This window comes from Chitinophaga sp. 180180018-3 (assembly GCF_037893185.1).
GTDB lineage: Bacteria > Bacteroidota > Bacteroidia > Chitinophagales > Chitinophagaceae > Chitinophaga.
Genome location: NZ_CP140772.1, coordinates 2,293,352 through 2,308,055, shown reverse-complemented (window position 1 = coordinate 2,308,055; position 14,704 = coordinate 2,293,352). Strand labels below are relative to the sequence as shown.

Annotated in this window: 7 protein-coding genes; 2 read left to right on the top strand and 5 right to left on the bottom strand. The window is 48.2% G+C overall.

Annotated features, from left to right (window positions below):
- Positions 1-5: 5 nt before the first annotated feature.
- Together UNH61_RS09335 and UNH61_RS09330 are read left to right on the top strand one after the other, a co-directional pair.
- A complete protein-coding gene (locus UNH61_RS09335; protein ID WP_326991822.1) occupies positions 6-1,376 on the top strand; it encodes a RagB/SusD family nutrient uptake outer membrane protein in 1,371 nt (456 codons plus the stop codon).
- Between the two features lie 258 nt (positions 1,377-1,634).
- Positions 1,635-2,630 (top strand): trypsin-like peptidase domain-containing protein, encoded by a 996-nt coding sequence (locus tag UNH61_RS09330; RefSeq protein WP_326991821.1) that lies wholly within the window; start codon positions 1,635-1,637, stop codon positions 2,628-2,630.
- Positions 2,631-2,712: 82 nt separating this feature from the next.
- Here UNH61_RS09330 and UNH61_RS09325 read toward each other — a convergent pair whose 3' ends face one another.
- From UNH61_RS09325 to UNH61_RS09305, 5 genes are all read right to left on the bottom strand, one after another.
- Complete coding sequence (locus UNH61_RS09325) at positions 2,713-6,207, bottom strand: discoidin domain-containing protein (RefSeq protein ID WP_326991820.1); 3,495 nt, start codon at positions 6,205-6,207, stop codon at positions 2,713-2,715.
- 11 nt (positions 6,208-6,218) lie between these two features.
- Positions 6,219-8,042: a beta-L-arabinofuranosidase domain-containing protein gene (locus UNH61_RS09320; protein WP_326991819.1), complete on the bottom strand. Its 1,824-nt coding sequence runs from the start codon at positions 8,040-8,042 to the stop codon at positions 6,219-6,221.
- 85 nt (positions 8,043-8,127) lie between these two features.
- Positions 8,128-9,894, bottom strand: coding sequence for a RagB/SusD family nutrient uptake outer membrane protein (locus UNH61_RS09315; RefSeq protein WP_326991818.1), 1,767 nt, complete (start codon positions 9,892-9,894; stop codon positions 8,128-8,130).
- A 28-nt stretch (positions 9,895-9,922) separates the two neighbouring features.
- Complete coding sequence (locus UNH61_RS09310) at positions 9,923-13,237, bottom strand: TonB-dependent receptor (RefSeq protein ID WP_326991817.1); 3,315 nt, start codon at positions 13,235-13,237, stop codon at positions 9,923-9,925.
- A 251-nt stretch (positions 13,238-13,488) separates the two neighbouring features.
- Complete coding sequence (locus UNH61_RS09305) at positions 13,489-14,655, bottom strand: FecR domain-containing protein (RefSeq protein WP_326991816.1); 1,167 nt, start codon at positions 14,653-14,655, stop codon at positions 13,489-13,491.
- Positions 14,656-14,704: the final 49 nt, after the last annotated feature.

The following is a 14,704-nucleotide window of genomic DNA, read 5'->3' as shown; positions in this document are numbered from 1 at the left end:
CGATCATGAAAAAGCATATACTTTATTTGCCGGCACTTTTATTAATATTGAGCTCCTGTGGTAAAGATTTTCTGAACCTGACACCACCGTCCGCTATCTCTCCCAGTGCTTTCTTCAAAACGCAGGACGACGCCATCACCGCTGTCAACGGATGCTATGAGTCGCTCGCTTTAAGCAGCCAGTACGGCAACAATTTCCAGGTATTAATGGAAGCACGGGCCGATAATTTCACCGATCAGGATCCTTCTTCCAATGCAGGTCAGAACTACCAGATCAACCGTTATTCCGACAACCCCGGTAACACCAACTTCTACACTACCTGGGTAGGTGTGTACAATGGCATCTTCCGCTGCAATACTCTACTCGGCGCCATCGACGGTATCAAAATGGACGAGCAGCTGAAAAACCGTATTAAAGCGGAAGCCCGCTTCATCCGCGCACTGGACTATTTCAATCTTGTGAGGCTCTGGGGTTCCGTACCGGTACTAACTGCTGTAGTAGATCCTATCAGCGCAGTAAAACTGAAGAGGGATGATGTAGCTGTTGCCTATAAACTGATAGAGGATGACCTTACCTTCGCCTCCGCCAACCTGCCTAACAGCTACCCGGCCAACGACCTGGGCCGCGTTACTGCCGGCGCTGCGAAAGGACTACTGGGAAAAGTATATCTCTACGAAAAAAAATACGGTAACGCACAAACGTTATTGCAGGATGTAATTGATTCCAAAGTTTTTTCTTTGCTGCCCAATGTGGCAGATGTATTCAACACCAACAACAAGTACAACGCTGAAATCGTATTCGCAGTCCGTTATGCCAAAGGTGTTGCCAACCAGGATCATGGCTTCTGGTACGCCAACTCGCAGGTGATCACGGTAGATACTACCCTGACAAAGGCCTACGATGCCAACGACCTCCGCAAACCACTGGCAGATCCGGTAAAACCTACAGGCAATGCCAATATCATGCCCCGCAAGTTCCTTGATCAGCCCGTAAACGGAAATGCCGGCAATGACTTTCCCGTACTTCGTTTCGCGGATATTCTGCTGATGCAGGCGGAAATACTGAATGAACAGGGATACGTTGCCACTGGCAACGCCTTTACCTATCTCAACAACGTCCGTACCCGTGCCGGCCTGGCTGCCTTTACTGCTGCCAACCTGCCGGATCAGGCAAGCTTCCGCGCCGAAATCTACAAACAACGCCGGCTCGAGCTGCCCTTCGAATGTGACCGCTGGTTCGATCTCCTGCGTACCAACCGCGCCATCTCCGAAATACTTGCCAACAAAAAAGTAAACCTCCCGGCATTCCGTCTTTTATATCCAATCCCGCAACAGGAAATAGATATCATGAATTTCCCTCAGAACCCGGGATATTAGAAGGAATAAGGAATATGGAATGAAGAATTAAGAATTAAGAATTAAGAAACAGCGGGGAGACATTAGCGGATAATAATATCAATCGCTAATGTCTCCCCGCTGTTTAGATCTTTGTTGAACAAAAACATTCCCGTGTCAAAATAGCTAAATAATCAGGATTTTCCCTGATATAATAAGTAAAGATGACATAATGTACTGTCGATCGATGTCAAAAAGGCACCAGTATAGCTCTGGAAATAAATTTGAGCGGCTATACTCATGGAAAATACCATCTCATTTCTTACGCATCAGGCATCAAACGATCAAAGTTTACTGGATGCCTACTCCCGGACAGTAACGGGCGTGGTGGGAACGGTAGCCGAGTCGGTGGTTCATATTGAAGTAGAGAAAAAAGTAACTGACAGGCGGACACGCGAAAAACGTACGCAAACAGGTACCGGCTCTGGCTTCATTATATCTTCCGATGGCTTCATTATCACCAACAATCACGTGGTGGAAGACGCCGAAGGTATCAGGGTGTCTTTTGTAGACGGCAGAAAGGTAAAGGCCGACATCAAAGGTACGGATCCGTCGACGGACATTGCCGTACTCAAGATAGATGAATCCGGCCTGAAAGCATTGCAGCTGGCCGATTCATCCGCCTTGCAGGTAGGTCAGATCGCCATTGCGATCGGCAACCCGATGGGCCTGCAATATACGGTGACGGCCGGCGTGGTGAGCGCGCTGGGCCGTAGTTTACGCGCCAGCAATGGCCGGCTGATCGACAATGTGATCCAGACCGATGCTGCATTGAATCCTGGTAACAGCGGTGGGCCGCTCGTTAACTCGCTCGGCCAGGTTATCGGGGTAAACACCGCGGTGATCGCTTCTGCGCAAGGGCTTTGCTTTGCCATCTCTTCCAACCTCGCAGCACAAATAGCAGGACAACTGATTCTCAATGGCAAAATCAGAAGAGCCCAGCTTGGCATCGCTGCTCAACCGGTTAACCTCAGCAGCCGCATGATTGCCGCCAACAAACTCAGTACGCCAACCGGCGTGTATGTGTTCGAGATAGTGCCCGATGGCAACTATTACAACAGCGAACTGCATACAGGTGATATCATCATTGCGTTCGATAACACCCCTGTGGCTACGGTCGACGATCTTCACCTGCTATTGTCTGAACGCCAGATCGGCAGGAGGATATCAGTGGAAGTATTGAGGAACGGAAGGAAACAGGTAGTGGAAGTGATACCGGGAGAAATTAAACAGTAGCGCTGTTTTTTTGTAAACGACATTAAGAAGCCGTCCTTAAAAGGGCGGCTTTTCTCATTTCGTAGGACAAGTGACCTTACAGCTAATGCTGCACTTTCACTATCCATTTCGCCGTTGCATGCTTTGAAGAAGAAGAAAAAAGATGAAGCAGATACATACCATCCGGAATGCCATCCAGGGAAATTACCGCATTACCAGCTCTTATACTGCCCGTTTTCTGTGCCTTTCCCAGGGTTGTCAGTAACTCGTAATACCAAAATTCTCTGGTAGCAGGCGTTTCAATATTCAATTGTGAGGACGCAGGATTGGGATAAATCTTCACGACCATATTCTTTTCAGTTCCTTTTGCCATCATCACTGATTGCTGGGTCAACATGGGTGCTACTCCCGCACCGGGAAGAAATTCAAAAGCATCCCAGTCGGAAAAATATCCGGACGAAGCAGCGTTCTTGTCACTCCTCACAATGATCGTCATTACATGCACCGTATCCGGTAACCCGATCTTCTGATAGCAGGTATCCTGCAATCGGGCCACAGCATTGTAGGTATCTACAGTGGTATCGAAAACGCCATCGATGTATATATCCGCTTTGCCGTGATCCACGCCTCTCTTACCTATCCATCTCACACCTGTTCCTGAAAATGTATATTCTGCATAGCTTCCGGCGCTGGATGCGTAATGGCAATCAGACTGGTAGTACCCCGATACGGTAGCTGCATTGCAGCCATAGTAACGCGCCGCTGCAGCATTGTCATTTCTCCGTACCCAATTGTTGCCAGTATTATCATTATACACTTCAAATTCCAATACCGCATAGCCCCAGTTACCCGTTGCATCCAGCACCACGCTGGTTGGATTCAACCGTATGTACCTGCCTGATACATTGCCAAAACCGCTATAGGCTTTGGTGCCTCCGGAACCCGCAGTTTCCGATACCAGCGTATTCCAGTTGAAGTTGTCGTCGGCACACTGAATCGTATATGCGGAAGCGTAGTTGGTTGTTCCTGATTTTAATACGAAACGGTTGAATGTTTTCACTGATCCCAGATCTATCGTCAGCTTCCAGGGGATCAGCCGTGCGGATGCCTGCGCGTAGGTGGTTATGCTTCCATCTGTTGTTTTCGTAGCATCATAACCGGTATACATTGGCTGATCGGAAACAGCAGCCTTATACAAGGCTAGATTAGAGGATACTACGGGCGCATCGTTGTATACTTCAAACTCCAGCACCGTATATCCCCAATCACCAGGGCTCAATACACAAGCGGATGGACTCAAACGGATGAACCGGTAGGTAACACTGCCGAAACTGTTATACGTTTTGATACCTCCTCCACTGGCAGGCTCATTGACAAGTGTCGTCCAGCTAATACTATCATTCGATCCCTGAATCAGGTATGCCGAGGCATATTCGGACGCGCCTGATTTGAATACTACCCGGTTAAAAGTAGTTCCCGTCCCCAAATCAATGGTCAGCTTCCAGGGCGTCAGTCGCGAGGAGGCCTGCGCGTATGCCGTATCTGTTCCATCTACCGCTTTATCCGCACCATGTCCGCTGTACATCGCCTGATCAGAAACTGCCGGTTTATGCAACGCAAGATTGAGGGATGGCGGCACAGAATCATGCACAATATTGACATTGGTAACATAAGGCTGTAGATTGATGTTCCCGTTTGCCACGCTGGCAACGTTAACGCCCATACGTTGATAGTTGATGAAATTGACGACATCCACATTATGCGCCACATCTACTCCCTTGAGCAACGATTGGCGTTCACCAACTCCTTTATAGACAAGATTTGACACAGTGATATTCTTCAATACCCCCGCTCCTTCTCCGGAAAAACGTTCATCTGTTCTGAACTGGAACACCGCCGAATTGGCCGCTGTTCTGAAGCTGTCTATCCGGATATTATCGAACACCACATCCGAAATCTGATTGCCTCCGTTGGGCCACAGTTTCAGACATCCATTGAACTTGTCGAGGTCATAAACGCCCTGCTGATTGAGGATATCCAGATTCTGAAAAGTCAGATCGTTGATAGGCTGACTACCATTCCCTCCTAACCCTATCAGGGCTATGTGTGCATCATCACCCCAGAAAACACTGTTCTTAAATGTACAACCGGTGCCTGGCGCGTAGTGATACATGACCAGGTTATCATCGCAGGTTCTTATAAAAACACCGTCAACGCTGCCATTGCTGCAACCGCTGAAATGGATACCATCGGTATTTACTACGCTGCCAATGAGATGTATTTGTTTCACTACCGGCCTGACAGAATAATTCATCACCACCGACCACATCGGCGGATCGAGGATAGTGATGCCTTCCACCCGGTTATCACTGCCGCTGATCATCCATATCGCACCGGTTCTGCCTTCACTTTGCGGCGTGGTGGGCACATGCCGTAGCTGGCTGCAGTCAAGTATTCCCCGGCCTTTAACCGTCATATTATTGCAGGAGTCAGACATAAATGCGCCCTTCACCACCGCGCCCGGAGCTATATAAACCGTAGTGCCACTTTTATTAAGGAAGAACGACTCGCCTGCATGCCAGTTGCCATAGCCTGAAGGCGACATATACGCTGAGGTGGTATCTCCGTCTACCGCCCTGGTATATCCCGGCATTCCGCCAGCGATTGCCTTATTCAGCGCAAGATTGGTAGTACCTCCGGCCGCAAATATGCTGAACTCATTGATCACGGAAGCAAATACCCACGACGAGGCGGCGTTATTGCCGAGCAGTCTTAGTCTTACATAACGGGCATTGGTTGCCGTAAATGCCTGTGTGATAGTTCCTGTACCTGTGTTCCCTGTACCATCATAAGCAGTAGTGTAACTGTCCCCGGCATTCACTTTCGTTTCAACGATATACTTTACCTGGCCTGCATTGGTATTGTAAGTACCCTGGCTGAGCGTCAGATGATCTATCGTATAAGTGGCACCCATATCAACTTCCACCCATAATCCACCAGGTAACGTATGCACACCGGGATTGAAATAATAGGTATTCTTACCAGCCGGAAGATTGTAAGGAATCGGATCCCCGGGATTAATCGTGTATACATTAGTGTTACCTGGCAACGGTGCACCGGTTTCCGGAGTATTAGTAAGAATATGTAACACATCTGTATCCCAGCTGTTGTTGATACGCACCACCAGTTTCCGGGGCGAATTATTATCCTGGTTAACCGTAAATGTAAGCGTATTCCCAGCCTGTACTGCTTTCACACCATACGACCAGGGCCGGATATCAAAGGAACTGATGGTGCCGGTATTATAGGTAACTTTTATGTCGACGCTGCCTGAAAAATCGAAATTCACCATCGACGAATTAAAGAGAGAGCCGTCCTGGTGACCGACTTTTACATTATACTCAAACAGGTCCGTCCAGGTTACATCGCCTGTTTTTCTCACCTGTACGGTAAAGGTAGTATTAGCCGAAGTGCCAGCAGGCGGATTCCAGACATTCAGGATGTTTGCCGCCATCCCCTGCCCGCAAAGCAGGAGCAGCGTGATCACTACTGGCAGGAAAACAGTGTACCACTGCGATTTCAATATTCTGTTCTTCATACTGAAAAGATTTAATCGTGATGTTTTTCTTCCACTGCCTCTTTCCGGGGATCAAAGGGCGCCAGCATAGATGCAGCCTGGGAAGCAGTATTCTTTCCTTCTCCGGCGGCGAAGACCAGCTTCGTCATCAGGTAGCCATGTTTATCGAACGTAAGAGCAGAAACCGGTCGCAGCCTGCCTTCCAGGTTTGATGGAAACCCGGCGTGCTTATACCTGATACTGTAAATACCGTTGGCACTTGCAGCCTGACCTGCCGGATTGATGTATACAATATTTTCATTCGGCTCCGCTGTAAATGTGGCATCCTCCTTATCATCTGCACCCAGCAACCAGGGGCCGTAGTGCAGATATCCTGCTACAGGCGACGTGGTCAGTTGTGCAATATCCACATTTCCCCTGTCTGGCGTTTGTATGTCCACCTTATACTGGAAGCCTATCTTTACTGCATCTCCGGCAGTTAGCTTAGGCAGTTTAAGATATCCATCCTGTGGTGCGATGCTAATACTTTTTTCGTTTACCCATACCCGTGCTGCTGCAGCCCATTCAGGCATCCTCAGGAATACCGGACCACTGCCGGCCTGCAGGCGTGTCACTTTGATACTGTATGGCTGCAGTCTTCCTTCAGGTTTCATCTTCCTAAGCTCATAATCTATACTGTGACCTTTACAGGTTGTTTCCAGATAAAGGTTCACATGCACACCCCTACTGTTCTCATCTACCAGATAATGTTGCTTTATTTCGTACATAGCGCGTAATCCGTGCATGGTACAGCACCACCATGCCGCATGAAGGAAGTCGGGACTGGATCCTGTTTCATTCAGAAGATGATGGCCAAAATCACCGGTATAATACTGATTAAAGTACAGGGCATTTAACAACCCGAATTCTCCTTTCTGCAAATATTTCTGTTGGCCCGTTTCACGATACAGATCGAAACTCAGACGTACAAAATCGGCGGTAGAACAGCCCTCATCCCTATCTACAGCCATGTGCCCGAAGTATTCCCTTACCCCGCCGAAAGGAGTATAATCAGTTGATTGTACCAGGTCATCGTAGGCATTTTTCACGAAGTTGAGGTGTGTTTCATCGTGATTATAATCATAGAGCATCAACACGCCGCGTAAGGTCGACAAATAGCCATGCGTATGCTGGTTGCCTCTCGGGCCGAGTACTTTATACATCTTTCCGGCAATGTTGGCATATTTCGGATCCGATGAGTATTGGGATAACATTATCATTCCTTCAATACACTGCGTAAAGCAGATGATACCCTGTGCCATCATACCTTCCAGACGTTTGGCTACATCAGGCGTGGAACAGATGCCGTAAACGTTGGTGATAAAATCGCCCAGGCGCCGGGCCGTTTGTAATACTTGCGGATCTTTAAACGTTTTGTAATACTGCATTAATCCTACCAGCAACCGTCCATTTCCCCAAAGCAATGCCATATGCTCTCCGCCTATCTTATCTTCCGTAAACACCAGCTCCGCATTGCCAAACCTGCCATCCGGCCGCTGGTAAGTGATCAGCTGTTTTACCAGCTGCTCCAGCTTTGCCCTCATGGCCGCGTCTTCCACCATCGACATCACTTCTACATAACGGCCAGACAGGTCTCCGCTGAAGTTAAAGAAGCGGCGTGGTGATGTGGTATCAATATCTACATCTGCCAATACAAACTGAGGTGTGTAAACAGGTATCGTATTGTTTCCCGTCAATCGTGCTAAGGTCATTTGCATGCGGTACTGGAATTCGTTGTAGACCCTGGATTGGTCCTGCGCCAACAGCAGGCCCGATAGGATCAGCATGCATGATAGTAATAGAGAAGTTTTTTTCATCGTGGCAATGATTTTAATTAGCAAAAAAATATCCTGTATCCCCGTTTCCGGGGATAATCTGTTATAATCTGTATGTCAAAAACACTTACTGGTAGCCGGGGTTCTCCAGCAAATTTGGATTGGTGGCAGTTCTTGGTATCGTTATCGGCAGATAGTAGTTTCTTTCAAAAAACTGTAATGGAATACCATCAATATTTTTTTCAATTAGCAAGATGTACTTACGGGTGTTATAGTCGAGCACATAACGCAATCCCCTTTTGGACCCTGTCAGATCCTGTGTAGCGGTTCGCCAGCGGCGCACATCCCAGTAACGGTGTCCTTCAAAAGCCAGTTCCACTCTCCGCTCGTGGCGGATTTTATCACGGTCAATCGCCGTCAATGGCACTATCCCGGCCCGTTCCCGGATCTGGTTAACGGCATTCAATGCATCGTTGTTTTTTCCCAACTCAAAGGCCGCCTCCGCGTAATTCAGCAATATTTCAGCATAGCGAAATACCTGTATGCTGGTGGTGGAATTACTGTAGGTGCTGATATCGTTATTGGGATCCAGGTATTTCAGGACGCTGAAACCGCAGTTATTCTGAAACTGGTTGCCCTGCGGAAGAATGCCGTTGTAACTGTTACTTTGCTCCACGCTGCCGTCCGGTTTAATAATACCATTATAAAAAGTGAGGGTCCGTCCTCTCCACAGCGTATTCTCAGTAGCGATAGTGGCAAAGAAGCGGGGATCCTTGTTTGCCCACAGTTCATCTGTAGTCCACAATCGCTGGGAAATAGTATTATCATCCAGTTTGCCGGAACTACCATCTGTATGTTCATATTCTTCAATCATCTCGAGGTATGGAGCAAGTATCTGCCCGGCGCCCCAGCCATTGGGTTTGGGCGTTGCCATAAAATCGTATGCGATACCTGTACCTCCGCTTTCCACCGGAATGTTGTTATGATCTCTGGCCAGTATCACCTCTGCATTCCATTTATCTGTAAACAGATTGCGATAGTTAGCTACTTTATCGGATGGTATCTTGTTATACAACATAAATTTTCCGCTGGTCATAATAACAGCTGCGGCATCATATGCCTGCTGGTAGTAGGCGTCAGATTTAGAGGCATCAATTCCCACCACACCATCGAGTTTCACGGTGCCAAACTGAGCGATACTGCCGGCATACAGGGCAGCCCTGCATTTCAATGCCAGCGCTGCATATTTGGTGGCCCGCCCCTGCTCACTGCCGGTAGCACTCTCCGGCAAATCGGCTGCCGCTGCGGCAGCTTCAGCGATTATGAAATCATATACAGCAGCTTCTTTCTCACGCTTCGGCTTTAGGCTTTCCGGTGGATCTGTAACAGCTTGTGCTTTGGTAATCAATGGCACACCTCCATATCTCTTTACCATAGAAAAATAAGCGTACGCTCTCAGAAAACGGGCTTCTGCTACCCGTTTCTTCTTCAGATCATCACTGATAGACGTTCCAGGAACACGTGCTATAAATTCATTAGTCTTCCTAACTGTAGCATACCCCCAATATTCCAGCAGCCCACCATCTATCTTCAGATTACCATACTTATGATACGCATTGCTGCCCCACCACCAGCCACCATCTTTACATTCATCGGACACCGTAGTGATATCGAAAAAACCCGATTTGTAGTCGTCGCCCCGAAGCGGGTTAAATTCGAGATCCCAGGTAGTCGTTTCCGCATATACCTGTATCAGGTAAGCATCCACGAGGTTCGGATCATTCCACAATACAGCATCGGATACGATATCAAGCGGTTGCTTGTTCAGTACATCCTTGTTGCAGGCCGGCAAGAGAAACAGACCGGCGATGAGTATACGAATTACTTTTTTCAAGGTCATTTGTTTTTAAGATGAATACTGATCAGAAAGAAACATTCACACCGAACGTGATTGTCAGCTGTTGGGGATAATAGTATCCTCCATTATCTGACGGAGCTTCCGGATCTGTTTCATATTTTCTCAAGGGGTTAAATGTTAAAAGGTTGGTACCCGCAGCATATACCCTTACCTGGCTGAACTTAATACTATTCAGCCATTGGGCAGGCAGACTGTAGCCGATGGACAACACTTTCAAACGCACATAGCCTGCCTTCTTATAGTAATGGTCGGAATGCAGGGAATTGGTAGCAGCTGTACTACCTAGTCTTGGTATAAAGGCATCGGGATTATCATTGGCTTCCGTCCATCGCAGATCGTAATATACTCTTGGCGCCAGCCCGTTCGCTTTCAGCAGGTTAATATTGTTGTAATAGCCGAATGCACCCTGGAACAAGGCAGAAAGGTCGAAGCCCTTGTATTTCAGGTTGGTGTTAAATCCGAACATCCAGTGTGGGATGGTGCCTTTACCTATCTCTACCTGATCTTTCCAATCCAATACACCGTCGCCATTGACGTCTTTATAACGGATATCTCCGGGGCGAAGCGACGCGTTCTTCTGACCGTCCTGGTCATATTTCAGCCCATTGATCTCTGCCTGGCTGGTGAAGAGTCCATCTGAAATATAGCCAAAGTCGCGGTCGGTCCAGGTACCGGATTTCTTAAAGATCCTTTTCTGGTCAGGGTCCGTGTAATCTGGTTCTTCAAAATGTCTCCATTTTGCCCGGGAGAAGGAAATATTGCTGCTGATATCCCACAGCAGGCCATAGCCTGTTTTACCGGATGTTCCTACCTGAAGCTCAAATCCACGGTCACTCAGACTATTGAGGTTTTCCGGGGGCATATTAGCACCGAAAGTGGAAGGCAAACTAGCCACTCTTTGTGCAGGAATACCAGCACGCTCCCGGTAAAAACCTTCCAGTGTTCCGTATAATTTCCTGTTGAAAAAAGAAAAGTCGGTACCCACGTTATAGATAGTGATACGTTCCCAGGTAAGTAAAGGATTGGCCAGGCCGGTAGAGGTCATCCCTGTTTGCTGGCTACCACCGAGCATCACAGCCGAACCTGCTACGTATCCGGTCAGGTATTGAAAATTACCCACTGCATCATTCCCCGCTTCACCATAGCTGGCGCGTAGTTTCAGGTTATCGATGCTGCCCTTTGCGGGTCGCAGGAAGCCTTCTTCGGAAAGCCTCCATCCCACGGATACACCGGGAAAGTAGCCCCAGCGGGTAGCGGCCGGGAATTTGGCAGAGGCATCGGCCCTTAATGTTGCTTCCAGTAGATATTTCCCTTTATAATCGTAGTTCACCCTTCCTACATAGCTTTTCCTGCCCATCTCTGCTGCTGTGCCATTGATAACGGAGCTCTGCAGGGTGCCTATAAACAGCTGGTCTATGGCCGGTGTCAGGAAATCTTTCCTGCCTCCGCCGAATGAATCATTTGAGTAGTCTATTATTTCCATCAATGCCAGGGCCGACACATGATGCGTCTGCAGGAAAGTATGGTCGTAGTTCAGGGAAAACTGGCCGGTAATAATCCTGCTGCGCCCTGCATTCTGGTTCAGAAATGCTTTGTCATAAAGCGCTCCTGCTTTGGTATAAATTTTACTGGCATAATCGTAAGTATAGAATGTAAGTGGTTTTACAAATTGCTTTTCGAAGGAACTATACTGCAGGTAATTGACAAACGCTTTGGCCGACAAGCCTTTCACGGGTTTGAATATGTAATTAAGTGCAAGTGTTCCTCTCAGATTTTGATTATCTGTATTGTCGTAACCGGCTATGTCGCTATTGGTCATAAATTGCGCACCTCCTGTTCCGCCGCCCTGGGCAAAGGAAAGCCTGGTAGGATCAGGCAGTGTGGCTGGATACATGGGAAAGGTCTGCCAGAAATCGGTCCACAGTACTCTTTCCTGGGAACGCCAGGGGAATCGCCTGTATTCATTGGTGGCAGCCAGATCCAGCTGCAGGGATAAATCGTCAGTGATCTTTGCGTCTATATTTGACTGAAGATTGTAGCGGGTATAAGTGCCTCCATGCCCACTCTTCCAGATAGCCTGCTGATTGGCATATCCAAGAAATCCATAGTATTTGATCCGGTCACTTCCACCCCGTACCGACAGATTATGCTGTTGCTGCGGCGCCCATTTCCGGATCAGGATATGGTACCAATCTGTGTTCGGATATTGCGGATCAGTACCTTCGTAGAACTTCTTCACCTGCTCTGCCGTATAGGGTGCACCGGCTTCCGGGCGGCCTGAATTCAGCCAGGCCTCTCTTGACATTTCGGTGATCTGACCAGAGCTCGACATCTTAGGGAACGCGGTGATACCCTGCCTTGTCAGCGACGAATTCAAGGTAATCACTGGCTTTCCGTTGCTGCCACGTTTCGTAGTGATGAGTATCACACCATTGCCTGCTCTGGAGCCGTAAATAGACGCCGCGCCATCTTTCAGCACCGAGATTGTTTCTATCTGATTGGCATCAATATTATTAAATTCCGTTTCCACTCCGTCTACAATGATCAGCGCATTACCAAACCCGCGGATACTCAGTGAAGCTGCATCGGCGCCCGGCTGCCCGCTGGATTGCAGCGAAACCAGTCCGGGTAAACGACCTGCGAGCGTGTTAGCTGTACTGGCAAGTGGCGCTACTGTTATCTCTTCGCCCCGTATCGTGGATACAGAACCCGTCAGGTTCACTTTCTTCTGGGTACCATATCCGATTACTACCACCTCATTCATTTTGCCCTGACCGGGTGCCAGCGAAATGGTCAACGGCATATCTGACACGATCGTTACTTCCTTTTTCTCATAACCTATATAAGATATCTCAAGAATATTTCCCTTCTCTGCATTGATCTTAAATACACCTTTTTCATCAGTGGAGGTTCCCCGTGCGGCTCCTTTCAGACGAATAGTTACTCCCGGCAATGGTTGTCCCTTTTCATCCGTCACTTTTCCGGTAACCGGGATAAGCGTCTGCAGCATAGCAGCTGATGCAGGTTCCTTTCTTGTAATAAAAATGTTATTCCCTTTCACGGTATACTCAAGGGGTTGATCTTTAAAACAGATAGCCAGCACCTCATTCAATGAAGCCTTCTTTACATTGATGTCAACCGGGTGACTCATGGCCAGTGCATCGGATTCAAAGAACGCCACATGGCGGGTCTGCTCTTTGATAACGGAAAAGATCTTTTCCAGGCGCACCTGCCTCCCTGAAAAGGTGATCTCCTGGGAAAGCCCCTTCGCACAAATATGCAGCGAGGCAATCAACATTAATAGCGTTACCAGTTTCATAACTCGTAGAATTTTTCGGGCCAAAGGCATAGCAATACCTTGCCCGGATACGGGTGGAATCATATCTTTGTATCGTTTCGGTTTAAAATGTTTGGAAATTGACAGACATCAGTTATCAGACACCATACGCCGGACCTCACCGGGAATAGGCTCAATTATTCCCGGTTTTTTATTCCCGGATACGATGTGCCTGCATGACAATAACTATGTTTTCATGCGGTACAGTTTAAAATGGTGATTAGACTGGTTGATCAGTGATTGATGATGGTAATTGCATTCCCCTGTTTTTTATAGTGCACTTTAGTTTTGCCCAGGAACTCCAATACATCTGATAATGGTGTGTTTAGCCCGATTTCACCGCTGAATCTCCGCTCCGGCACCTTCCCTTCATACTTCACGGTGATATCATACCAACGCTCCAGCTTGCGCATCACTGCGGGCAGGTCGTCGTCGTCGAATCTGAAATAACCCGATTTCCAGGCTGTAACCGCATTTACATCAGCAGTAGTTACTACACATCTGCCATCGTTGGTAATAGTGGCCATTTTACCCGGCTGAATCACTTGTTCAGCGTTGGTGGTTTTTATGCTTATCAGTCCTGAAACCAGGGTAGCTTTTAATTTCATTTCCTCCGGATAGGCATTAACGTTAAACTCTGTTCCTAATACCTGTACAGAAGTAGTACCCATATCTACGATAAAAGGCTGTTTCGAATCAGGTGCTATAGCGAAATAAGCCTCCCCGCTCAGTTCCACGCGGCGGTATTTCCCGGTAAAAGCCAGCGGATACCGGAGTGTGCTGGCTGCGTTTAGCCATACCCGTGACCCATCTGGCAAGCCAATCTGGTACTGGCTTCCGCGCGGAATGCTAAGTTTATTCCATGCATCACCGGCGGCAAGGCCATTAGCCGTATATTGCAGTTGCCCCTTCTGTAATTGTACTGTTGTATTCCCCTGATGTATCAGGTTATTGGCAGCACTGTCCAGTGGTACAACGGTGCCATCCGCCAGTGTCAGCATAGCCTTGTTACTGCCCGCCGGCACCGGTGCTGCGGACAGCGGACGTGTGGTAATTCCTGTTGGTGTCTTGTGCCGGATAAACAGGAAATAACTGCCGGTTCCCAATAGCAGGAACAACACTGCCGCGGCGGCCCACCATTTCATCCGTAGGAGGCGACCAGCCGCCGGCACCTGTTTGTCCGGAATCACTGCATCCAATCGCTGCCAGATCCTTTCACGGGAAAGGTATAGGCCTTTCAGCCCATCCTTCAACCTTTCTTCGTCCAGAAACTCCGCCACGGCCTGCTCATTTGCCGGCGAAGCCTGCATCCAGTCATGCAACCGCTGCCGGGCGTCATCTTCCAGACGCCCCTCCAGGTGCAGAATCACCCATGCTTGGATCTGTTGTATGGTAGGCATAATGATGGTAAAACACCAGACGGTGCTGTTTGTACTCAAAAAAAATCAA